Source organism: Kerstersia gyiorum, assembly GCF_048595715.1.
GTDB classification, from domain to species: Bacteria; Pseudomonadota; Gammaproteobacteria; order Burkholderiales; family Burkholderiaceae_B; genus Kerstersia; species Kerstersia gyiorum.
On sequence record NZ_CP169556.1, the window covers coordinates 3133523 to 3155695 of the forward strand.

A 22173-nucleotide genomic window follows, 5' to 3' on the forward strand; every position below is an offset into this window, starting at 1 on the left:
GCCGCTCAGCGGTCGATTTCCCCGAACACGATGTCCTGCGTACCGATGATGGTTACGGCATCGGCCAGCATGTGGCCGCGCGACATCTCGTCCAGCGCCTGCAAGTGCGTGAATCCGGGCGCGCGGATTTTCAGGCGGTAAGGCTTGTTGGCCCCGTCAGAAACCACATGCACGCCAAATTCGCCCTTGGGGTGTTCCACTGACGCATAGACTTCGCCAGGCGGCACGTGGAAGCCTTCCGAGAAGAGCTTGAAATGGTGAATCAGCTCTTCCATGCTGCTCTTCATGCCGGTGCGCTTGGGCGGTGCAACCTTGTGGTTGTCCACCATGACGGGACCGGGATTGTTGCGCAGCCACTCGACGCACTGCTTGATGATGCGATTGCTCTGGCGCATTTCGTTCACGCGCACCAGGTAACGGTCATAGCAGTCGCCGTTGACGCCCACGGGAATATCGAAATCCAGCAGGTCGTAGACTTCATAGGGCTGGAACTTGCGCAGATCCCACACCACGCCGGAACCGCGCAGCATCGGGCCGGTGAAGCCCAGGGCCTTGGCACGCTCGGGATCAACCACGCCAATGCCCACCAGGCGCTGCTTCCAGATACGGTTATCAGTCAGCAGCGCTTCGTACTCGTCCACACAGGCGGGGAAACGATTGGTGAAAGCTTCGATGAAATCCAGCAGCGAACCCTCGCGCGTTTCGTTCAGCGCGCGCAGTTCCTTTTCGGTACGGTACTTGCTGGTGCCTTCGTTCAGCGGCATGCTGTCCGGCAGGTCTCGGTACACGCCACCAGGGCGGTAATAAGCCGCGTGCATACGGGCGCCCGAGACAGCTTCGTAGCAGTCCATCAGGTCTTCGCGCTCACGGAAGGCATACAGCATGACGGCCATGGCGCCCACGTCCAGCGCGTGCGTCCCGACCGACATCAGGTGATTCAGGATGCGCGTGATTTCATCGAACATCACACGGATGTACTGGGCGCGCAGCGGCGGCTCGATACCCAGCATGCGTTCGATCGCCATGCAGTAGGCGTGCTCGTTGCACATCATGGAGACGTAATCCAGGCGATCCATGTAGGGCAGCGCCTGGAGATAGGTCTTGTATTCGGCCAGCTTTTCAGTGCCGCGGTGCAGCAGGCCGATGTGCGGATCGGCGCGCTGGATGACTTCGCCATCCAGTTCCAGCACCAGGCGCAGCACGCCGTGCGCGGCCGGGTGCTGAGGGCCGAAGTTCAGGGTGTAGTTCTTGATTTCGGACATGCTTACCGCCCTATTCCGTATGCATCTTCACGAACGATGCGCGGCGTGATTTCACGCGTCTCGATGGTGACAGGCTGATAGACCACGCGCTTTTCGGCTTCGTCGTAACGCATTTCGACGTGGCCGGACAGCGGGAAATCCTTGCGGAACGGGTGACCAATGAAGCCGTAGTCGGTCAGGATGCGGCGCAGGTCGTTGTGGCCTTCGAAAACGATGCCGAACATATCGAACGCTTCGCGCTCGGGCCAGCCCACGGCAGGCCACACGTCGGTCAGCGAGTCGATCACGGGAAATTCGTCAGACTCGAGCCAGGCACGCACGCGCAAACGCCAGTTGTGCGTGACCGACAACAGATGGATCACCACCGCGAAGCGTGCCGGGAAGGACTCGCCGGAGGGCTCGCCCACCTTGCCCACGCCGTAGGTCAGGTAATCGACACCAGTGAGGTCGATGCAAGTCTCGAAACGCAACGACGCTTCGTCGCGCAGCCGGGCACAGCCAGCCGTCCATTGCGTTGCAGGAAGCTCCAGCGTCAGCTCGCCCAGCGCTTCGGTCAGCGCGGCGTCTTCGCCAAATGCCTGGAGCAGGTTATGTTTCAGGGTTTCCAGCCTGGTCATGTCATTCAATCCTGGATGTCAGTCTTGTGTTGCGCCATGACTCAGCGCGCAATGGTATTGGTGCGGCGGATCTTGCCCTGCATTTGCAGCAGGCCGTAGACCAGCGCTTCCGCGGTGGGCGGACAGCCCGGCACGTAGATATCGACCGGCACAATGCGATCACAGCCCCGCACCACCGAATACGAGTAGTGGTAATAGCCACCGCCGTTGGCACAGGAGCCCATGGAGAGCACCCAGCGCGGCTCCGGCATCTGGTCATAGACCTTGCGCAGCGCCGGCGCCATCTTGTTGCACAGCGTGCCAGCCACGATCATCAGATCGGATTGGCGCGGACTGGGACGGAAGATAATGCCGAATTGGTCGAGATCGTAACGCGCCGCACCGGCGTGCATCATCTCGACCGCACAACAGGCCAGACCGAAAGTCATGGGCCACATGGAGCCCGTCTTGGCCCAGTTCAGGACCTTATCGGCGCTGGTGGTAATAAAACCCTGCTTGAGTATGCCGTCTATCGCCATGATTGCCTCGTCAGGAAAACCGTTCCGGGATTACTCCCAGTCCAGCGCTCCCTTTTTCCATTCGTAGATAAAACCGACGGTGAGCACCGCCAGGAAGACCATGACCGTCCAGAAGCCAACCAGGCCTACCGCGCCCTGGGCCATGGCCCACGGGAACAGGAACGCAATTTCAAGGTCGAAGAGGATGAAAAGAATGGCAACCAGGTAATAGCGGATATCGAAACGCATACGCGCGTCATCGAACGTTTCAAAGCCGCACTCATAGGGTGAAAGCTTTTCCGCATCAGGGCGCCTCGGCCCCAAAAGGGAGCCTGCTCCAATCAGCGCGAAACCGATGCCTGTCGCCACCAGAATGAAGAGCAGTACGGGAAAATATTGTTGCAGATTCATAACCGACCCGCCTATATGCAAACTTTCCTATTGTAGCATTCGAGCGCCTTACAGCGCCCTTTAAACCCCTATCACCGCGCATATCTGGTTAAAGCGAACCATTTTCAATTACACACAATGTTTCTCTGGCGCAGCGCACCATCGCCCCTGCTTTCTTCCCCGAAAACCAGATAACAGAGAAATGAAAAAGACAAAACTATAGAAAAATGACGAAAAAAAAGCCGCCCCCGAAGGGCGGCTTTCATTCGCTTGTCACTCACCGACATTACTGCCGGTTGCAACCACCGCCAGCAGGTCAGATGACCTGCCGGAGGCGGATGTCGTGATTAGAAGCGGTGACGCAGACCGATACCGGCTTGAGCAGCCTTTTGGTCCTTGATGTACAGGTAGTCTTGCGTGTAGTTGCCGTAGACGTACAGGTTGGTACGCTTGGACAGGTCGTAGGTGTAGCCGACGGTGAACGCGTTGGACTTCTTCTCCTTGTCCTTGGCATCCGACAGGCTCCATTGGCCGTAGATGTTGCCGTTGGCGCCCAGAGGAGCACCAACGCCGACCAGGTAGGAGTTCACGCTGTCAGCATCCAGCAGACCGGGGTTGCTGCTGTTAAGGTCTGCGAACGGAGCGCCGTGCTTGACGTGTTGGTAGCCCAGTTGCAGAGCCACGACTTCGAAGTCATACGAAGCGCCAACGATCAGGGCCTTGGGGTCCTTGCCCGGATCAGCCTTCTTCAGGTAGATCTGGTCGTAACCGACGGCAACAGCCAGGGGGCCGTTGGCGTACTTGATGGCGGCGTTCAGTTCACGATCGAAATCGGAGTTCTTGGCACCGGAAGCGGAGCTGTTGCCCGGGCTGACGCCGTCGTTGTTGAACGAGTAGCCAACGCCGAATTCAATGCCGCCGAAGCTGGGGCTGCGGTATTGGATTTGGTTGTCGTAGCGCGTGGTATCGCCGGTGGAGAAGAACGTGCCGTTCACCGGAGCGTAGATGCTGCCGAAGTTCACGATGCCGCCAACGTACTTGTTAACGGTGGTGATTTGGCGACCGAAGTCGATTTGACCCCAGGCATCGCTGGCCAGACCGATGGTAGCTTGACGACCGAACAGACGGCCACCTTGACCAGACTTGCCGTTGTTGGAGTTGAAGCCGCTTTCCAGCGTGAAGACAGCGCGCAGGCCGTCACCCAGATCTTCCGTGCCACGCAGGCCCCAACGGCTGCCGCTCTGAGCACCGTCACGCAGACCGAATTGGTTGGTGGAGTGGGTGTCACCCGCAGCATCCTTGGTCTTGACGTATTGATAGGACAGGCCGGTGTCAACGATACCGTACAGGGTAACCGAGTTCGCCGCTTGAGCGGAACCAGCAAAGCCAGCAAGCAGAGCGGCGGCAAGCAGAGTCTTTTTCATTTAAGAAATCTCCGAATATTTGAGTGACAAGAGCAGCGTATCCGTTTGTCGGCCTACCGCTCCCCTAACTCCGCTAAGGGAAGTTGTAGCTATTGCATCAAAAATCGCTGCATTCGGCTACGTTCCCCCGCGGAAAACAGCACAGGAACAGGATTATTGTTGGTTTAAGACAACATCCCAACCCGGATTCAGACCAGGCGCAGCCTGCGCCACGCCTGCCCATAAATCATGAAAAACCAATAATTTCAAACAATTAAAGATAGAACACCGGAATATCCCGGCATCCTTGAGCCGCCGGCGTGGCGTTGCTGCACGCTGCGCCAGGCCGTTGCCCGCCCTGCGCTGGCACCATCGTGGTGCCAGCCAACAGGCCACCGGAGAGTACCACCATAGCGGGTGCGGCATTGGCGATGCGCGGGCCTTCCGGCGCGCCGGTCGCAAGTGTACGCATGGCCCGCCAGACACCGGAATGAGCAATCACCAGCGGCTGCTCGTGAGCAGCCAGCAGTTGCCGCAAGGCATCCAGCACCCGCGCCAGGAAATCATCCCAAGGCTCCCCCCCGGGCGGCGTATCGCGATAGGCGCATTGTTCCGCCAGCGGCCGGCCCTCCAGGTCACCCCAGTCCCGTTCACGCAGGCCGTCGAACACCAGGGGCGCGGACTGGGGCACGGCGAGTAAGGCCGTTTGCCAGGCCCGCAGTTGCGGGCTGACCGCCACGCAATCGAACGGCAGGCCAGCCAGCCGCGCGCCGGCGTCCTGGGCCTGTTGCCTGCCGACGGCATCCAGCGGGGGCTCCAGCCTGCCGCAGATCGCGCCAGCCGCATTGAACGCAGTTTGCCCATGCCGCATGAAATAGAACGTCCGGCCCGGCTCGCCAGCCAGGCCCTGCGCCAATGGTATGCCTGTCATCCCTGCTCCAGTCCCCAGGCCTGCCGCAACTCGGCCGCCACCACATCCCCGACAGCCAGGCCAGCCTCGTGGTACGCCAGCAACCGCTGCCCGCCAGCCAGCACCAACTGCACTTCATAGCGCTCGCCGCGAAACACGCAATCCTCTACCTGCCCTGCCAGCTCCCCCCACTGCGCGGGACGCTGGTGCAACCGCACATGCTGCGGACGCAGCAGCACCGGATACGCGCCACCTGCCGCCAATGCCTGCGCCAAGTCCGTTCCCGCCAGCACCCGGCCAGCTTCGGACCGGGGCACGCGCAGGACACTGCCCTGCCCGACGAAGCCTGCCAGCCATTCACTCCGGGGACGAGCGTAGAGTTCCTGGGGCGTGGCCCACTGCACCAGCTGGCCACGATTCATCACCGCCACATAATCCGCGAGAGACATCGCTTCGGCCTGATCATGGGTCACATAGACAAACGTGCTGCCGGTCCGGCGATGAAATTCGCGGAAGGTATCCTCCATCGAGGCTCGCAAGTGACGGTCAAGATTGGCCAACGGTTCATCCAGCAGGATCACCTCGGGTTCGGCCACCAGGCAGCGTGCCAGCGCAACGCGCTGGCGCTGGCCGCCGCTGAGGTCCTGGGACGCCGCCTGCGCACGGCCATCCAGATGAACCAATTCCAGCGCTTCGCGTACCCTGGCCTCGTAGGCCGCACCACGCACGCCGCGCAGTTTCAACGGATAGCCGACATTTTCGGCCACCGTCAGATGGGGCCAGAGCGCATAGGATTGGAACACCATGCCCATGCCGCGCTGTTCGGGCGGCACGCAACCCTGGGGGCCGGCCAGCACCCGGTTGCCCAGACGGATCTCACCGGCATCCGGATTCTCGAAGCCGGCGACCATGCGCAGCGTCGTCGTCTTGCCGCAGCCGCTGGGGCCCAGCAAGGCCACAAACGCCCCCTGGGGAATGCAAAGACTCAAACCATCCACGACAGTCGCGCTGCCATAGCTGCGCGACACCATGGACAACATCAATTCCGCCATGGAATGACTCCCGGGGGCAAACGTCCACCCAATAAAGATAAGGCCGCCATCAATAATGCGACACCGGCCACGATGGCCACGGACACCGCCGACGCCAGAACGTTGTCGCCACTTTCGCTGAAGTTGAAGATCAGCACGCCCAATGTTTCCGTTCCGGCACTCCAGAGCAGCGCAGACACTGTCAGCTCATTGACCGCCGTCAGGAACACCAGCAGCGCGCCGGCGAATGCCGATGGCGCCAGCAAGGGCAGCAGCATGTCCCACAGGCGCCGCAATGGACCGGCACCCGCCAGCCGGGCGGCTTCTTCCAGTGCGGGGTCGAGCTGGCGCATACCCGCCTGCACCGGCTTGAGCGCCACCGTCAGGAAGCGCGCCAGATAGGCAAAAAAGATGATTCCCAGCGTGCCGTACAGACTGACTTCGATCCAGGGCAAGGGACGGGCGAACAACAGGATGCAGGCCACGGCCAGTACGGTTCCCGGCAAGGCATAGGGAATTTCGACAATCGCTTCCAGCAGGCGCGTCCAGCGCCCCGGCTGCCGCGCCATCAGCCAGGCCAGCGGCAGGCTCAACGCCATCAAGGCCAGCGCCGCCCCGCCCGCCAGCAGACTGCTGTTCCAGGCGGCACGCCAGGTCGTTCCCTGCCGCGTGAGCATTTCCACATAGGCGGACCCGGTCACGGTGTCCCAATTCAGCGGCACGCCCATGGCCGGCACCAGCGACGCAGCCAGCAAAGCCCCCAGCGGAGCCACCAGGATCAGGGCCAGCACCAGCGCCATGCCTGCTTCAGCCAAGTGGCGCTTGCGGCCCAGCACGATCACCGCCATCCGCCGTCCGGAACCGATCAGGCGATAGGATGCCCGCGCCTGCAAGCGCCCCTGCAGCCACACGCCGGCGACGGCAAGCCCCCCCACCAGCATGGACAACGCAGCCACCTGCTGCAACATGGACGGACCGAAACTGGCCATCTTCTGGTAAATCAGTGTCGGCAGGACATAATAGCCAGCGGGAATACCCAGCATGGCGGGGATACCGAAGTTGCCCAGCGCCGACACGAATGCCATGGCGGCACCGGCAACCAGGCCAGGACGCGCCAGCGGCAGGATGATGCCCCGCAGCACCTGGGCCTGCGAAGCGCCTGCCAGCCGCGCCGCCTCGCAAAGATCGCCCGGCAGCGTCAGCAGGCTGGCGCGCAATGCCAGGAATACCAGCGGCGCATGCTGCACGCCCAGCAAGAGGGCGATGCCTTCGGCCGAATACAAGGGCTGGGGACTGCCCATCGCAGGCGCCAGTCCCAGCGTCTGCAACAGGGCGCTGGACGGCCCGAATAGTTGCAACCAGGCCAGGGCCGTCACCTGCGGCGGAATCATCATGGGCAGCATGAACAGGAAGACCCACCAGGATTTCCGCTTGACGTCAGTCAACACCACCATCCAGGCGAAGCCCGCGCCCAGGATCACGGCGATGACGGTGCCCAGCACACCGGTATAAAAACTATTGAACAATGCCCGCCAGGTGCCGGGCTCGGACAGCACGCGTACCAGGGCGCCCTCGCTGCCCGCCGCCATGCCGGCCGCCGCCTCCCAAACCAGGCGCACACTCGGCAGCAGGCCAAGCAGGGCCACCAGCCCCAGCAGCGCATAGGCCAACCATTCGGCACGCCACCACGTCAATGGCGCGGGCAGGCCCGGCATGCCTGACGGCATGGGCATGGTTCCCAGATTTCTTGATATTTCAGACACGGGTGTATCCCCTCTTGCCGGACCGGCCCATGGCGCCCCCAGGCGACATGCCCGCCAGGCACACAATGGCGGCAACCTTCACTGCGGCAATTTGCCGCCAGCGTCGCCGCGCCGATCCCATACGCCAAGACCGTTCCCGCGTCTTGCGCCGGAACGGTCCCCGGCCATGCCGCAACGGCGCAGGCCACTCTATGCGCCCGGCAATTGCGCCGGGCGGTTGACGCCGTCATGCGGCACCACGCTTACTTGGTACCGAACAACTCACCAAAACGACGCTTGTTGCTTTCTGCATCACGCAGCGCTTGCCCGGCATCGAACGGCAGCAGCTTGATCTCGCTGCGCGCCGGGAAGCCCTCGGGCACGGACACCGATTCCAGCGCCGGCACATAGCCTTGCTCACGCACCAGTTCCTGGCCAGCCTGGGACAGCACGAAATCGACGAAGCGGCGCGCCGCCTCGGGATGCGCCGCCGACTTCAGGATGCCTACCGGCTCGGTCACGATGCTCACGCCCTCCTGGGGGAAAACGAATTCGATAGGCGCGCCCTTGGCCTTTTCCCGGATGGCCATGTAGTCCACCAACATGCCATAGGGCTTGGTACCGCTGGCGATTGCCTTCAATACCGCGCCATTACCCCCCTGGGCACTGACATCATTGGCCTTGAGCTTTTCATAGTATTCCCAGCCCAGCCCCGGGGTCTCGGTAATGCTGGCCAGATGGATCAACGCGGCGCCGGAATACAGCGGGCTGGGCATGGACACCTGCCCCTTGAGCCTGGGGTCCAGCAGATCCTGCCAGCTTTCGGGCTTGACGGCGGCCTGGCTGTGATGGGCAATACCGGTGGTAATCAGCTTGGTGCCGTAATAGTGGCCATCCGCGTCGTAGAGCGCGCCGTCATACGCCTTGCGTTCGGGGCTCAGGTAGGCTTGCAGCAGGTCACGCTGCTTGAGCGATTCCATAGTGACGCTGTCTGCGATCAGCAGGACATCCGGCTTCACGGCGCCGGCGCTGATTTCCGCTTCCAGGCGCGCCATCAGCTGCGTGGTGCCGTCGCGCACCCATTCCACCTTGATGTCGGGATTGGCCTTGCTGAACAGATCGACCGTCGATTGCGCATCCGCATTGGGCTGGCTGGTATACAGCACCAGCGTCTCGGCCTGGGCCCCGAATGCCAGGCCTGCCAGCAAGGTCGCGGCCACGTAGGAAACTTGTCTGATAATCATGATTACTCCGGATGTAACGACGGGAAAAGCCGGTTAGATCGCCAGCTTATCCAGCGTCAATGACAAGCATGTGACCCTGCATTACTCTAAAGTCATCAGCCTTGAGCAGGCAGCAACAATGCGGCTGTCCATGCGCCATGGGCGACAAGCGCGCCACTTGCGCAGACGCAGTCTTTTACAGCGATTCCTAACATAATGAAACAGAATAGCTTGAAGCCAAGCTGCGAAATGGACTAGAACACGTACATCCCGCAACGACCGGTCGGCAGCGGACTGTCGCCAGCCTGCCGTTCGTGGCGAACTGCTCCATCTCATTGCATGTGCTGTTTTTCCCTGCCCAGGCTACCCGCAGGACATGTGGGCATGTCTAGGCAGCCCCACCCGTCACACCCACCTTTGAGCAAAGGAAGTAGCAATGACAGTACCCGAGCAAAAGGACTTCAATCTGGGCAGCCTGATGGCCGCACCTTCCCTGCGTTCCGATCTCTGGCTGGAACTGCTGGCCCAGGCGCGCAGCCTGGCCCATAGCGAACCAGGCCAGGCGCTGGACACTGACAAATTCTCCGATCTGCTGGCAAAGATCACGCAGACGGAAAAATACTTTGCCTACCCCGGTTCGGGCGTCCTCGACACCCTCGCGCACTTGCTGGCCGAGCAGGACATCAAGGGCCTGCTGAAACTCACCCAGAGCACCGCCACCTCCATCATTGCGCAAAAATACGCGCAAGACCCGGACCTGGCCGAACACGGCGAAAGCGACAGCAGCAGCCCGGCCGACCGCCTGCCCCCCTCGCTGAGCAGCAACAGCCACCGCCCCTATTTCGAAGTCCTGAGCGTGGTGCCGCATGCGCCTTCGCGCTGGCCGCATATCGTCCAGGAGTCGCGCGCCGTACGCCGCCCCGAGGATGAGTTCATTTATGACGTGGTGGTCACCGGCAATGCCGAAGACGCGCTGACGGCCGTCATCCTGAACCACCACATCAATGCGGTCGTTCTCTATGAAGGCTTCGGCGCCAAGGGCGCTGCTGAGAACCCCATCGTTGCCGCCATCCAGGCATCCGTTTCCATGGACCTGGGCAACGACGAAGAAGAATACGCCCAGCGGCTGGCCACACTGATCCACCGCATCCGCCCGGAGCTGGATATCTACCTGCTCAGCGACCGCTCGGTGGAAAAACTGGCTGCCGATGCCAGCAACCTGACTTTCCGCCGTATTTTCTATCAGGTGGAAGAAGCGCTGGAACTGCACCTGTCCATACTGGAAGGCATACGCGACCGCTTCAGCACGCCGTTCTTCGACAACCTGAAGCGCTACGCTCAGCGCCCGATCTCCACCTTCCATGCACTGCCCATCGCCCGCGGCAAGTCCATCTTCAAATCGAACTGGATCCGCGACATGGCCGAGTTCTACGGCACCAACCTGTTCCTGGCGGAAAGTTCGGCAACCACCGGCGGGCTGGACAGCCTGCTCGAACCCACCGGCAACATCAAGGTAGCCCAGGAAAAGGCCGCCCGTGCCTTCGGCGCCCAGGAAGCCTACTTCGTCACGAACGGCACGTCCACCAGCAATAAGATTGTGCTGCAGGCCCTGCTGGCGCCCGGCGACATCGTGATCATCGACCGCAATTGCCATAAATCGCACCACTATGGTTGCGTGCTGAGCGGTGCCCAGCCTTATTACGTGGAAGCCTACCCGCTGACGGAATATTCCATGTATGGCGCCGTGCCGCTGGCAACGATCAAGCGCGCGCTGCTGACCCTGAAGGCGGAAGGACAGCTGGACAAGGTAAAGATGGTCGACCTGACCAACTGCACCTTCGACGGCCACGTATACAACGTCCGCCGCGTCATGGAAGAATGCCTGGCGATCAAGCCCGACCTCATCTTCCTGTGGGACGAAGCCTGGTTCGGTTTCGCCCACTGGTCGCCGCTGCTGCGCCAGCGCACCGCCATGGGTGCGGCCGCTGCGCTGACCGAACACCTGCAGAGCGACGCAGCGCGCACGGCCTACGCCCGGCAACGCGAGGAACTCGGCGACAACCCCGACGACGCCCGCCTGCTGGCAACGCGCCTGGTCCCGGACCCCGACAAAGTGCTGCTGCGTGTCTACCAGACCAACTCCGTGCACAAATCCATGTCGGCGCTGCGCCAGGGCTCCATCGTGCTGGCGCATGACGTATTGCACGAAAAGGTCAAGGGCCGCTTCCGCGAAGCCATCTTCACGCATTCGACCACCAGCCCCAACCAGCAGATCATCGCCACGCTCGACCTGGCTCGCCGCCAGATGGAACTGGAAGGCTACGGCCTGGTGACCAACGCGATCCAGATCGCGCTGTCCATCCGCCGCGCGGTCAACCACCACCCGCTGATCTCCAAGTATTTCCGCATCCTGACCAACGAAAACCTGGTTCCGGCGGAATACCGCGACACCGGCATCAACGAATACACCGCACACGACCTATCCTGGGCCGACGCGGCGCAAGCCATCCGCCAGGATGAATTCCTGCTCGACCCCACGCGGCTGACGCTGCTGTGCGGCACCGCCGGCTTCGACGGCACGTCCTTCAAGAAGCTGCTGGCCGACAAGTACAGCATCCAGGTCAACAAGACGTCTCGCAACAGCATCCTGCTGCAATCGAACATCAACAACACGCGCAGCGACATCGCCATGCTGTTGCGCGTACTGATTGAAATTTCGATCGAGCTGGAAAAGCACCTGGCCGACCCGGCAGAACGCGCCCGCTTCGAACAGCGCGTGAAATCGCTGATCGAGGACGTGCCGCACCTGCCCAACTTCAGCGCCTTCGACTCACGCTATCGCGACCAGGCGGACAGCACTACCCTCCATGGCGACATCCGAACGGCATTCTTCGACGCCTACGATGACGAGCAATGCGCGTACCTGGCGTTGAACGGCCCGGAAATCGACCAGCTGCTGGCTTCCGGCGCGAACGTGGTGTCGGCCAATTTCGTGATTCCCTACCCCCCCGGCTTCCCCATCCTGGTACCGGGCCAGCTCATCACGAGCGACGTCATCGAGTTCATGCGCAAGCTCGACGTCAAGGAAATCCATGGCTATGACGCCAGCCTGGGCCTGAAAGTCATTCAGCGCGGCCAAGGCTGATCTGTTGCGCCGCAATGCCTCGCCTGGCGCGGCATTGCAACGGCGGCATCCGTTCACTCCGGCGGATGCCGCCCCTTTCTGTCTTTGCTGCCTGGAATCAGTCCCGCGGATCGCACCATGACGCCAGCCATAGACCTTATCTCCCCCCGCAGCCAGCGCGGCGCAGCCGTGCCTGACGCCCGCTATCGACCTGTCATCCACTACAGCCCTGCCAACGGCTTCATGAATGACCCCAACGGCCTGATCCTGGCCGATGGCATCTACCATCTCTATTACCAGCACAACCCCGGCGCCCCGGTATCGGGCAATGTCCACTGGGGCCATGCCACCAGCCGCGACCTGATCCACTGGCAGGAACAGGCGCTGGCGCTCTTTCCCGATGCCAGGGGCCAGGCATTCAGCGGCTCCATGGTCTGGGATGGCGCCAATACCTCGGGACTCTTCCCGGACGGCCAGGGGGGCATGGCGGCGCTATTCACCCGAGCAGGCCCCGGTCGGCAGGTTCAGGAACTGGCCCATGTGCAGACACAATCACCACGGCTGGCCCTGTATAAAGGCAACCCGGTACTGGACGAACAATCGGCCTCGTTCCGCGACCCGAAGGTGTTCTGGCATGACCCGATCCAGCGCTGGGTCATGGTGGTTGCCCATGCGCGCCGCCATGAAATCGGCTTCTATCACTCCACCAACCTGCGCGACTGGCGCCATACGGGCAGCTTCGGCCATGCCGGCCTGCTCGGCCTGGACTACGAATGCCCGGACCTGGTCGAACTGCCTGTCGAAGGCGGCAGCAGCCGCTGGGTCCTGTTCCTGTCCATCAATCCCGGCGCGCCTACGGGCGGCAGCACCGTGCAGTATTTTGTCGGCCATTTCGATGGCCTGGGTTTCACCGCACAGGACCAGGCCACCCGCCTGCTGGACGCAGGACAGGACTTCTATGCCCTGCAAACCTTCGCCAATACACCGGGGCGCGTGCTGGGCATGGCCTGGATGAACAATTGGCTGTACTGCAACGCCACCCCGGCCCACCCGGCACGCGGTGCCATGACGCTGCCGCGCGAACTGTCGCTGCGTCGGCGTGACGACCATTGGCATATCGTGCAACGGCTGCCGGACCTGAGCCCCTGGGCCGCAGAAGCGGGGCAGGAACTGTCCTGGCATGACGCCACCAGCGGCACGCTGGCCTGTCAATCCTGGTCCGACCTCCACGCGCTGGAAATCACCGCCAGCGGCCGGCTCAGCCCGGACAGCCGCCTGCGCATACGGCTGACCAACCGCCAGGGTGAATGCCTGGAAGCCGGCCTGGACAACGGCAGCTACCCCGGCTTCTACCTGGACCGTTCCAACGTGCGCGGCTTCGAACATCCCTTCTGGAACCACAAGGCCATTATCCAGGTTCTGCACACGCCGCTGCCGCATTTCGACTGCCAGATCGTCATCGACCAGAGCTCCATTGAACTCCTGGGCATGCAAGGCGAAAACGCCGCTACCTTCCTGCACTTTTTCAAATACCCGCCGGAACAGTTGAGCGTTCAGCTGGAAAACGGCCATTGGCAGGATGGCAAGCTACGCATACGCCCTATCGGATAGCACCGCCGCCGCAACGGGCAGCGCACCGAGGCTGCCGCCCAGCCCGCCTTGCCTACGGGCGGGCGCGCAAGCGATACAGCACATGCCTGCGCATGGGATGCCCGACAGGCAGCAAGGGATGGTCGAAATCCTCCGCTGCATCCCGGGTCATGCCCAGCTTTTCCATAACCCGGCGCGATGGGTGGTTCTCCCGCAAAGTATACGCCACCACTTCTTTCAACGCCAACGTACCGAACGCATAATCGCGTACGGCGGCAGCAGCCTCGGGTGCCAGCCCCTGGCCCCACCAATCACGCGCCAGGCGCCAGGCCAGTTCCACGCACGGGGTGAAAGGCGCATCGAAACGAGGCTCCGCAAGTCCGACAAAACCGATGAAACCAGCCTGCCCCGGCACCTCCACGGCCCATATGCCATAACCCTGGCTATCGAACTGCTGGCGCAGCCGCGCTGCCAGCGCATCGCTTTCATGGCGTTGCAGTACTGCCGGAAAAAAACGCATGACCTGCGGATCTGCGTTCAAGGCAGCAAACGGCTCCAGATCGCTATCGCGCCAGGGCCGCAACAGCAAACGGCCGGTGCGCAGTGCCTGCCCGGCGGCATCCCACTGCGCAGATGCCTCTGCTGCAGGAAGACCGCGAGGGCATCGCCCTTCTGCCTCCGTCACGGCCCCTACGCTGACACGATCCTGCATAAAAATAACCTCTCTCAAAATAGCCGCCCCCTCGGAGCGCATGGAACAACACGGCAACAAATAGCACGGCCGCTGACATGGCAATGGCGCAACGCGGGAAATTGCCTCGCCCTGCCCGGCGGGCTATGATGACAGGCGCCGGCGGAAACCGTGGCCGGTATGGCGTGTACATCCTTCATCGCAAATACTGCGAGTACAGTGCCCAATTTCTTGAAAGACCCGGGACGGACCGGCTCTACCGAAACGAGATGCCCTGTCTCGCGAGCCGAAAATGATATATCTCAAACCGCTTACCCGCCGCATTATCTACGTCGCCACCTTCGAAGTCATCGCCATCGCGGCATCCACGCTTTTGCTGAGCCTGCTCAGCGGCGGTCCGGCGCATGATTCGCTGCCCGTAGCCGCGGCGGTATCCGCCATAGCCGTGGCCTGGAACTACATTTTCAACACGCTATTCGAAGCCTGGGAACGCCGCACGCACCGCAGTTCCCGCAGCCTGGCCTTGCGCTCCGTCCACGCCATCGCCTTCGAAGGCGGCCTGTTCCTGTTCACCATCCCGCTTTATATGGGCTGGTATCACGTCGGCCTCTGGGAAGCCGTCAAAATGGAAGCCGCGCTGCTACTGTTCTTCCTCTTCTACACCTTCCTCTTCACCCTGGCATTCGACATGATCTTCGCCTTGCCCGGGCAGAAAGAGAAGCAACCAGCGGCACCTCAGGCGGCAACGGCAGAAAGCATTGCGACGGAAGCCACCCGCTGATCCTGACGGCCAGCATGGCTGGCTGCCATTGCGCGCAGTCTTGACGATACGGCCAGAATAGCGGTCCAGGGCACAGGCAAGCCGCCATCACGCGGTGTTCGCCTGCTCCTGGCGTGACGAAGCGGCATCACCAGCCGGGCAATCATGCAGATAGATATGAGTTTTCTATCGTTTGGCTGCGGCCCGGGCAATCCGACAATCTCCTGTCCGATTGCTCCTTGCCTACGTGGCGGCCGCCATGCATACCGCATCTTCCTCCCGCTTTCTTCTCCTCAACCTGCTGCATGCCTGCCTGGTCCGCACCCGCATGGCCTGTATGCTGGCGCTGCACCTCAGTGTTGTGGGACTGATGCTGGGCACCCCTCAGTCCAACGCCCAGGAAACGCATCATGGCGGCACACTGAATCTGATCGTGCAGCCCGAACCGGTATCCCTGAACCCCGGCATCAACCGCCTGGGGCCGGCAACCTTTGTCGGCAACAAAATTTATGACTCGCTGCTCGGCTATGCCCAACAGGGCGTCACACCCATTCCCCGGTTGGCCAGTGCATGGACGGTTTCTGCGGATGGCCGGGTTTATACCTTTACGCTGCGCCCGGGCGTCAAATGGCATGACGGCCAACCGTTTACCTCCCGGGATGTCGCCTTCAGCCTGGGGGAATTCCTGCCCGCCCAGCATGCGCGCTCCCGCGACCTTCGCAACGAAATAGAGCGCATAGAAACCCCCGATGAGCTGACCGTCGTTTTCAGCTTGAAACAGGCCTATCCCGCCTTCATTCATTCTCTTAACGTCCCCATCGTTCCCGCCCACAAGTATGTCGGCGTGACTGACTATCGCAACGCGCCGGCAAATGCTGAATTCATCGGAACCGGCCCCTTCAAACTGGTGGAGTGGAAACGCGGCAGCCACATTCGGCTGGCACGCAATGAATCCTATTGGGATGCGGGCAAGCCATATCTGGACAACATTGTTTTTCATATCATTCCCGACGCCAATTCCCGTGCCATTGCCTTCGAAACCGGCAAGGTGGATGTGCTTCGCTCAGGTGACATAGAAAGCTTCGACGTCGCACGCCTGCAGGCATTGCCTGGCGTGACATTGCGCGAGGACGGCTGGGAATACCTGCAGCCTGTCGGGTATGTGCATATCAATAATCGCACGCCCGAACTGGCCAATCTGAAAGTGCGGCAGGCGATCAACCACGCCATAGACCGCAACTTCATCATAGAGACCATTTTCGCGGGCTTCGGCAAGCCGATAAACGGCCCATTCTCACGCCTCTCAGCCTATAAGGACGAGGACGTCGAAACCCGTTATCCCTACGATCCGGCCCGCGCCACCACCTTGCTGGACGAAGCCGGCTATCCGGTTCGTGCCGACGGCACGCGCTTCACCTTGAGACTGGTTCCCCTGCCTTACGGCGAACTGTGGGCACGCCAGGCCGAATACCTGCGTGAAGCACTGACGGGAGTCGGAATCAAAGTGGACATCGTCTCCACCGATGTGGCGGGTTGGTTCCAGCGACTGGTGCACTTTGACTACGACCTGGCGCAGAATTTCGTTTACACCACGCCGGATCCTGCCATCGGCATTTCCTATGGCTACAAGACCGTCATCGGCGACAACGCCGGCACGACAGGCGCCAACGTCAACGGATACTCGAATCCAGAGGTCGATGCCCTGCTGGATCAGGGCGCGCACGATGCCAATCCAGCCGAACGCCAGCGCATCTACTCCCGCGTACAGCAGATCCTGTCCCGGGACGTACCCCTGGTCTGGACCCACGACATCATCTTCCCGACCCTGCACCGCAATCGGGTGCATGCATTGATTTCGACAGCGCTGGGCACGGATGACAACTTTGCCGATGTCTGGCTTGAACCATGACCCCCAGCGCACAGGCATCCTCCCGCCTGGGCAAGCGGATTTTCCTGGCGGCCAATCCTGCCCTGATCGCGCAGCGCCTGGCCCAGGCTGCGCTGACGCTGCTGGCCGTCATTATCGTCAGCTTCGTCCTGATCCGCCTGGCACCTGGCGACCCGGCTTTGCTGCTGGCCGGCGATTCCGGCGCCAATGACGCAGCCTTCGTCGAGGAGATCCGCCGTGACCTCGGCCTGGATCAACCCATTGCCGTCCAATTGTTCCGTTATCTGAAGGCCGTACTCAGTCTGGATTTCGGGCTTTCGTACCGCGACCGCCAACCCGTCCTGGATATCGTGCTGGAACGGGTGCCAGCGACGCTGCTGCTGACCACATGCGCTTTCATCCTCTCCTTGCTGGCAGGCATTGGCCTGGGCGCGCTGGCTGCCCGCCGTCCGGGTTCGTGGCTGGATAGCGGCATCACGGCGCTATCCGTCATGTTCTTTGCCATGCCCATGTTCTGGATCGGCCTGATGCTGATCATCATCTTTGCCGTCAATCTGGGCTGGTTGCCTTCCTACGGCATGCTGGACCCGGGGGTTCATGGGTTCTGGCCGTCACTGCGGGATCTTCTCGCCCACATGACGCTGCCGGTGCTGACGCTGGGCCTGTATTACATGTCCATTCAAGCCCGTGTCAGCCGCGCCGCATTGCTGCAAGTCTCCGGTAAAGAGTTCATCCGCACCGCCAGGGCCAAGGGCATGGCGCCATCACTCATCTGGCGCGACCACTTGTTGCGCAATGCCCTGCTACCCATCCTGACCATCGCCGCGCTACAGGCCGGCCACCTGATCGGCGGGTCGGTGCTGGTGGAAACCGTCTTTGCCTGGCCCGGCATGGGACGCCTGGCCTTCGACGCATTGATGGCTCGCGATTACAACGTGCTGCTGGCCGTGTTCATGCTGTCTTCGCTGGGCGTGATTGTCGTGAATCTGCTGGCGGATATCGCCTACCAGCTGATTGACCCGCGCGTGAACCTGAGGGCAGGCGCATGACGACGACCCGATCGCTGCACCCCATGCTGCGCCCAGCCCCGCTGTTCGGGCTGGCCATCCTGGCCTTGCTTTTGTTTTTCGTCCTCTGCGCCGACTGGCTGTACCCGGGCAACCCGTGGCGCATGGCCGGCCGCCCCAACCTGCCGCCCCTATCGCCGGGATTTCCTGCCGGCACAGACATGCTGGGCCGCAACCTCGCGGCCGGCCTGGTCCATGGGGCGCGCGCCACGCTGGCCGTCGCTTTCGGCGTCATGGCCATCGCTACCAGCACAGGCGTCATCGTGGGCCTGGCGGCCGGGTATCTGGGAGGAAAAACAGATGCGCTGCTGATGCGCCTGACGGAATTCGTCCAGACGATTCCTGGCTTTCTGCTCACCTTGCTCATCGTCGCCATTCTTTCCGCCACGCCTCGTGACGTCATTTTTGCCATTGCGCTGATTTCCTGGCCTTCGGTGGCGCGTGTCGTGCGTGCGGAAACGCTGGCCTTGCGACGCCTGGACTGGGTGCGTGCGGCGCGTCTCGGCGGCCTGTCGCAAACGCGCATTGCCTTGTTGCACGTATTGCCCAATGTCCTGCCGCAAGTTGTCATCCAGGCTTCGCTGATGGTAGCCAGCGCCATCATGATTGAATCCAGCATCAGCTTTCTCGGGCTGGGCAGCCGGGATGCCATTTCCTGGGGGTTTCTGCTCGGCTCGGGCCGCACCGCTTTCAGTGTGAACTGGTGGCTGCCAACCTTGCCCGGCTTTGCCATTTTCTTCACGGTGCTGGCTTTCAACCTGGTCGGTGATGGCCTGGAGCGCTGGCTACACCCCGACTCCCGGCGAGGGCAAGCATGACAACACCCCCTGCACCCGGCCATGTACCGCAAACCCTCCGCCCCTGCGCCTTGCTCGAAATAGAAGGCCTGGATATCTCTCTGCCCGATGGCGCGGATCGTCCCCTGGCAGTCAGCGGTGCCAGCCTGACCCTGCAACGTGGCGAAGTGCTATGCCTGGTAGGGGAAAGCGGCTCGGGCAAATCCGTACTGGCCTCGGCAATCGCCGGCCTCTTGCCTCACCCCGCGCTACGCGTTACCGCCGGCCGATTGCATTTCTCGGGCCAGGACATCCTGAGCCTCAAAGAAGCCGGATTGCGCCGATTGCGAGGCGCCCATATCGGCTACGTCTTCCAGGAACCGATGAATGCGCTCAATCCACTGTTGAGCATCGGTCATCAGCTGGCTGAAGCCCTGCAGGCACATGGCCTGCCAGCGCCACCGGATACCATCGCTGCCCTGTTGCGCGCCATGCGCTTGCCCGAACCGGAAACGCTGGGCAGGCGCTATCCACACGAATTGTCAGGCGGCCAGCGTCAGCGTATCGCCATTGCGATTGCCATCGCCTGCCAGCCCGAACTGCTGATTGCTGACGAACCCACCACTGCGCTGGACGTCACCACGCAGGCCGAAATTCTGCGCATCATCCTGGCACTGAGAAAAAGCCAGGGTCTGGCCGTCCTGTTCATCACGCATGATTTCGGTATCGTCCGGGAAATTGCCGACCGCATCATCGTGATGCAACATGGCTGCATCGTTGAGGCCGGCCGGGCCAAAACCGTACTGCAGCAGCCCCGTCATGAGTACACGCGCCGCCTGCTGGCCGCCGTCCCTCGGCTGGCTGCCTTGCGCCCGCCGCCGCAAGCGCCTGCGCCCCAGGTACTGACACTGGCCGGCATCCAAAAAACACATGCCGAGCGCCGGTTCTGGGGAGCGCCCCGGCGTGTCACGCAGGCCCTGCTCGGCGTGGATCTGCAACTGCATGCCGGGGAGACCGTCGCCCTGGTCGGCGAAAGCGGTTCGGGTAAATCCACGCTCGGCAACATCATTACTGGCCTGGCCGAACGCGATGCGGGCAACTTCCTGCTGGACGGCCAGCCGATTGCGACAGCCCGCGATCTTTTCACCCGCGAACGGCGCCCTGCCGTGCAAATGGTTTTCCAGGACCCTCAGGCTTCCCTCAATCCGCGTCACAGCATTCGGCGGATTCTTACCGAACCCCTGCTTCAACTGGGCGTGACACGCGCAGAAGCGGAACAGCGTATGCAGCAACTGCTGTCCCGGATAGGCCTGAACCCTGCCGCCGCCGACCGGCGCCCGGGCGCCTTTTCCGGCGGCCAACGCCAACGCATCGGCCTGGCCCGGGCCTTGATGTTGCGCCCGCGGGTTCTGGTCGCCGACGAACCCGTCTCGGCGCTCGATGTATCGGTGCAGGCCCAGGTTCTCACGCTGCTCGACGAACTGCAGCGCGAACTGGGATTGGCCATGTTGTTCATTACCCATGATCTGCGCGTTGCCGCGCAGGTCGCCGACCGCATTGCCGTCATGCAGCACGGCCGCATCGTGGAAACCGCAGCAACCGCCCAGCTCCTGCGCGCGCCCTGCTCGGACTACACCCGCGCCCTGCTTGCCGCGATTCCCGGCGAACACGCCCGCCCCCAGGCCACCGTGTTCCCTTCCTACGCAGAGAAAGTGTCCGCATGAATTCCAGACCTCCGCCCCGCCCGGGCAAAAAGCCCATTCTGTTGAACGCCTTCACGATGAACGCCGCCAGCCATGTCGCCTATGGGCTGTGGCGCCACCCTGAAGACCAGCACTACCGGCATGCCGAACTGGATTACTGGCAGACCCTGGGCCGGCTGTTGGACGGCTCCGGCTTTGACAACCTCTTCATTGCCGATGCACTGGGCTTGCTGGATACCTATGGCGGCAATGCCGCAGCATCGCTGGAGCGCGGCGTGCAGTCGCCACTGACCGACCCGCTGCTGGTGGCTTCGGGAATCGCTGCCGTCACTGAACAGCTGGGCATAACGATCACGGTATCCACGACCTATGAACATCCCTGGCTGCTGGCTCGCAAATTCACCACGCTGGATCACGCCACGAACGGGCGGATCGGTTGGAATGTCGTGACTTCGCAGCTGGAAAGCGCCGCACGCAACCTGGGCCTGGGCACGCAACTTGATCACGACCTGCGTTATGAGCGCGCCGAGGAGTTCCTGGAGGTCGCCTATAAGCTCTGGCTGGCCTCATGGGAAGATGGCGCCGTCGTCCGTGATAAAGGCAGCCCGGCGCATCCTGATGGGCTATACACCGACCCGACGCGCGTGCACGCCATCAACCACGAAGGCAGATTCTTCCGCGTACCGGGGCCGTACATCAGTGAACCCAGCCCCCAGCGCGTGCCGGTGCTGATGCAGGCTGGCGGTTCGCCCAGGGGTGTCGCCTTCGCGGCGCGACACGCCGAAGTCATCTTCGTCGTCGGCGCCAATGATGACGCACTGCGCCGCAATATCGCCCGTACCAAGGCGCTGGCCACTGCCGAGGGCCGCGCACCAGATGCCATCCAGTTTGTCACATCCGTCGCTGTTGTCACGGGTGCCACCGACGAACAGGCGCAGCAAAAGCTGGAACAGTATCGGGAATATTTCGATTTCCAGGGCGCAGTCGTTCACTATGCCGCGTCCACCAATATCGACTTCTCGTCCTACGGCCCGGAAATCCCCATCCGGCAGCTGGATACGCAATCCGGGCGCGGCCTGCTGAATCTGTTCACCCCGGAAGAATCCGGCCGCGAATGGACCTTGCGGGATGCACTCGCCCCCGCAGACGGCCTGGGCCGCTCCCGCCTGTTCGTCGGCAGCGGCAAGACCGTCGCCCTGGCGCTAGACCAATGGCTGGATGACACCGGACTGGACGGCATCAATTTGCTGCATCTGGTCAGTCCGGGTTCGTACACAGACTTCATCGAGCACGTCATTCCTGAATTGCGCCGCCTGGGTCGTATCCGTCCGGATACCGGTAGCGGCACATTGCGCAGCCGTCTTGCAAGCGCATCCCATCCCCCGACTCCCCGCGTGGACGGCGCCGCCCGGAACAATGACCTGCCCGCCACGCACCATCCCTCTCACCGGCTGGCAACGGCCTCAAACCGGCCTGCAAGCCTAGCAAAGGACTGATGC

At 62.2% G+C, this 22173-nt stretch carries 18 protein-coding genes; 8 read left to right on the plus strand and 10 right to left on the minus strand.

The features are described 5' to 3' along the window. Nucleotides 1-5 precede the first annotated feature (5 nt). From ACEW7X_RS13715 to ACEW7X_RS13755, 9 genes are all read right to left on the minus strand, one after another. A complete protein-coding gene (locus ACEW7X_RS13715) occupies nucleotides 6-1262 on the minus strand; it encodes an NADH-quinone oxidoreductase subunit D (RefSeq protein WP_068366897.1) in 1257 nt (418 codons plus the stop codon). Nucleotides 1263-1264: 2 nt separating this feature from the next. Then, nucleotides 1265-1879, minus strand: coding sequence for an NADH-quinone oxidoreductase subunit C (locus tag ACEW7X_RS13720; RefSeq protein WP_068366899.1), 615 nt, complete (start codon nucleotides 1877-1879; stop codon nucleotides 1265-1267). A gap of 41 nt (nucleotides 1880-1920) precedes the next feature. Continuing rightward, complete coding sequence (locus tag ACEW7X_RS13725; protein WP_068366901.1) at nucleotides 1921-2397, minus strand: NuoB/complex I 20 kDa subunit family protein; 477 nt, start codon at nucleotides 2395-2397, stop codon at nucleotides 1921-1923. A gap of 30 nt (nucleotides 2398-2427) precedes the next feature. Next, the gene (locus tag ACEW7X_RS13730; protein WP_068366904.1) at nucleotides 2428-2787 is read right to left on the minus strand and encodes an NADH-quinone oxidoreductase subunit A; all 360 of its coding nucleotides are present in this window, start codon (nucleotides 2785-2787) and stop codon (nucleotides 2428-2430) included. Between the two features lie 326 nt (nucleotides 2788-3113). Then, on the minus strand, nucleotides 3114-4190 hold the full coding sequence (locus ACEW7X_RS13735; RefSeq protein WP_420177317.1) for a porin: 1077 nt from the start codon (nucleotides 4188-4190) through the stop codon (nucleotides 3114-3116). Nucleotides 4191-4443: 253 nt separating this feature from the next. Then, nucleotides 4444-5100, minus strand: coding sequence for a histidine phosphatase family protein (locus tag ACEW7X_RS13740; protein WP_420177318.1), 657 nt, complete (start codon nucleotides 5098-5100; stop codon nucleotides 4444-4446). Further along, nucleotides 5097-6131, minus strand: coding sequence for an ABC transporter ATP-binding protein (locus ACEW7X_RS13745; RefSeq protein ID WP_420177319.1), 1035 nt, complete (start codon nucleotides 6129-6131; stop codon nucleotides 5097-5099). Before ACEW7X_RS13745 ends, ACEW7X_RS13740 begins: the two co-directional genes overlap by 4 nt. Then, nucleotides 6119-7843 (minus strand): ABC transporter permease, encoded by a 1725-nt coding sequence (locus ACEW7X_RS13750; protein WP_420177320.1) that lies wholly within the window; start codon nucleotides 7841-7843, stop codon nucleotides 6119-6121. Before ACEW7X_RS13750 ends, ACEW7X_RS13745 begins: the two co-directional genes overlap by 13 nt. 272 nt (nucleotides 7844-8115) lie before the next feature. Next, nucleotides 8116-9096, minus strand: a complete 981-nt coding sequence (locus ACEW7X_RS13755) for an ABC transporter substrate-binding protein (RefSeq protein WP_068366912.1) — start codon at nucleotides 9094-9096, stop codon at nucleotides 8116-8118. A 415-nt stretch (nucleotides 9097-9511) separates the two neighbouring features. Here ACEW7X_RS13755 and ACEW7X_RS13760 point away from each other — a divergent pair, with 415 nt between their 5' ends. Together ACEW7X_RS13760 and ACEW7X_RS13765 are read left to right on the plus strand one after the other, a co-directional pair. Further along, nucleotides 9512-12220 (plus strand): aminotransferase class I/II-fold pyridoxal phosphate-dependent enzyme, encoded by a 2709-nt coding sequence (locus ACEW7X_RS13760; RefSeq protein ID WP_240733259.1) that lies wholly within the window; start codon nucleotides 9512-9514, stop codon nucleotides 12218-12220. A 117-nt stretch (nucleotides 12221-12337) separates the two neighbouring features. Continuing rightward, complete coding sequence (locus ACEW7X_RS13765; protein ID WP_127775088.1) at nucleotides 12338-13810, plus strand: glycoside hydrolase family 32 protein; 1473 nt, start codon at nucleotides 12338-12340, stop codon at nucleotides 13808-13810. A 52-nt stretch (nucleotides 13811-13862) separates the two neighbouring features. Here ACEW7X_RS13765 and ACEW7X_RS13770 read toward each other — a convergent pair whose 3' ends face one another. Beyond that, nucleotides 13863-14501, minus strand: coding sequence for a GNAT family N-acetyltransferase (locus ACEW7X_RS13770; RefSeq protein ID WP_083969351.1), 639 nt, complete (start codon nucleotides 14499-14501; stop codon nucleotides 13863-13865). A 271-nt stretch (nucleotides 14502-14772) separates the two neighbouring features. Here ACEW7X_RS13770 and ACEW7X_RS13775 point away from each other — a divergent pair, with 271 nt between their 5' ends. From ACEW7X_RS13775 to ACEW7X_RS13800, 6 genes are all read left to right on the plus strand, one after another. Then, the gene (locus ACEW7X_RS13775; RefSeq protein WP_420177321.1) at nucleotides 14773-15261 is read left to right on the plus strand and encodes a PACE efflux transporter; all 489 of its coding nucleotides are present in this window, start codon (nucleotides 14773-14775) and stop codon (nucleotides 15259-15261) included. Nucleotides 15262-15499: 238 nt separating this feature from the next. After that, nucleotides 15500-17149, plus strand: coding sequence for an ABC transporter substrate-binding protein (locus ACEW7X_RS13780; RefSeq protein ID WP_420177322.1), 1650 nt, complete (start codon nucleotides 15500-15502; stop codon nucleotides 17147-17149). After that, a complete protein-coding gene (locus tag ACEW7X_RS13785) occupies nucleotides 17146-18177 on the plus strand; it encodes an ABC transporter permease (RefSeq protein ID WP_083969352.1) in 1032 nt (343 codons plus the stop codon). Before ACEW7X_RS13780 ends, ACEW7X_RS13785 begins: the two co-directional genes overlap by 4 nt. Next, nucleotides 18174-19013, plus strand: coding sequence for an ABC transporter permease (locus ACEW7X_RS13790; protein ID WP_068366920.1), 840 nt, complete (start codon nucleotides 18174-18176; stop codon nucleotides 19011-19013). Before ACEW7X_RS13785 ends, ACEW7X_RS13790 begins: the two co-directional genes overlap by 4 nt. Further along, complete coding sequence (locus ACEW7X_RS13795; protein ID WP_257740029.1) at nucleotides 19010-20695, plus strand: dipeptide ABC transporter ATP-binding protein; 1686 nt, start codon at nucleotides 19010-19012, stop codon at nucleotides 20693-20695. The genes ACEW7X_RS13790 and ACEW7X_RS13795 overlap by 4 nt, the downstream gene beginning before the upstream one ends. Continuing rightward, complete coding sequence (locus tag ACEW7X_RS13800; protein ID WP_068366924.1) at nucleotides 20692-22170, plus strand: NtaA/DmoA family FMN-dependent monooxygenase; 1479 nt, start codon at nucleotides 20692-20694, stop codon at nucleotides 22168-22170. The genes ACEW7X_RS13795 and ACEW7X_RS13800 overlap by 4 nt, the downstream gene beginning before the upstream one ends. Nucleotides 22171-22173 lie beyond the last annotated feature (3 nt).

What these genes read in the sequence shown, in the direction of transcription:
- ACEW7X_RS13780 (WP_420177322.1), top strand. Translation starts at nt 15,500, where the DNA reads ATGCATACCGCATCTTCCTCCCGCTTTCTTCTCCTCAACCTGCTGCAT.
- ACEW7X_RS13755 (WP_068366912.1), bottom strand. Translation starts at nt 9,096, where the DNA reads ATGATTATCAGACAAGTTTCCTACGTGGCCGCGACCTTGCTGGCAGGC.
- ACEW7X_RS13745 (WP_420177319.1), bottom strand. Translation starts at nt 6,131, where the DNA reads ATGGCGGAATTGATGTTGTCCATGGTGTCGCGCAGCTATGGCAGCGCG.
- ACEW7X_RS13795 (WP_257740029.1), top strand. Translation starts at nt 19,010, where the DNA reads ATGACAACACCCCCTGCACCCGGCCATGTACCGCAAACCCTCCGCCCC.
- ACEW7X_RS13720 (WP_068366899.1), bottom strand. Translation starts at nt 1,879, where the DNA reads ATGACCAGGCTGGAAACCCTGAAACATAACCTGCTCCAGGCATTTGGC.
- ACEW7X_RS13730 (WP_068366904.1), bottom strand. Translation starts at nt 2,787, where the DNA reads ATGAATCTGCAACAATATTTTCCCGTACTGCTCTTCATTCTGGTGGCG.
- ACEW7X_RS13765 (WP_127775088.1), top strand. Translation starts at nt 12,338, where the DNA reads ATGACGCCAGCCATAGACCTTATCTCCCCCCGCAGCCAGCGCGGCGCA.
- ACEW7X_RS13800 (WP_068366924.1), top strand. Translation starts at nt 20,692, where the DNA reads ATGAATTCCAGACCTCCGCCCCGCCCGGGCAAAAAGCCCATTCTGTTG.
- ACEW7X_RS13725 (WP_068366901.1), bottom strand. Translation starts at nt 2,397, where the DNA reads ATGGCGATAGACGGCATACTCAAGCAGGGTTTTATTACCACCAGCGCC.
- ACEW7X_RS13785 (WP_083969352.1), top strand. Translation starts at nt 17,146, where the DNA reads ATGACCCCCAGCGCACAGGCATCCTCCCGCCTGGGCAAGCGGATTTTC.
- ACEW7X_RS13735 (WP_420177317.1), bottom strand. Translation starts at nt 4,190, where the DNA reads ATGAAAAAGACTCTGCTTGCCGCCGCTCTGCTTGCTGGCTTTGCTGGT.
- ACEW7X_RS13715 (WP_068366897.1), bottom strand. Translation starts at nt 1,262, where the DNA reads ATGTCCGAAATCAAGAACTACACCCTGAACTTCGGCCCTCAGCACCCG.
- ACEW7X_RS13740 (WP_420177318.1), bottom strand. Translation starts at nt 5,100, where the DNA reads ATGACAGGCATACCATTGGCGCAGGGCCTGGCTGGCGAGCCGGGCCGG.
- ACEW7X_RS13775 (WP_420177321.1), top strand. Translation starts at nt 14,773, where the DNA reads ATGATATATCTCAAACCGCTTACCCGCCGCATTATCTACGTCGCCACC.
- ACEW7X_RS13760 (WP_240733259.1), top strand. Translation starts at nt 9,512, where the DNA reads ATGACAGTACCCGAGCAAAAGGACTTCAATCTGGGCAGCCTGATGGCC.
- ACEW7X_RS13770 (WP_083969351.1), bottom strand. Translation starts at nt 14,501, where the DNA reads ATGCAGGATCGTGTCAGCGTAGGGGCCGTGACGGAGGCAGAAGGGCGA.
- ACEW7X_RS13790 (WP_068366920.1), top strand. Translation starts at nt 18,174, where the DNA reads ATGACGACGACCCGATCGCTGCACCCCATGCTGCGCCCAGCCCCGCTG.
- ACEW7X_RS13750 (WP_420177320.1), bottom strand. Translation starts at nt 7,843, where the DNA reads ATGCCCATGCCGTCAGGCATGCCGGGCCTGCCCGCGCCATTGACGTGG.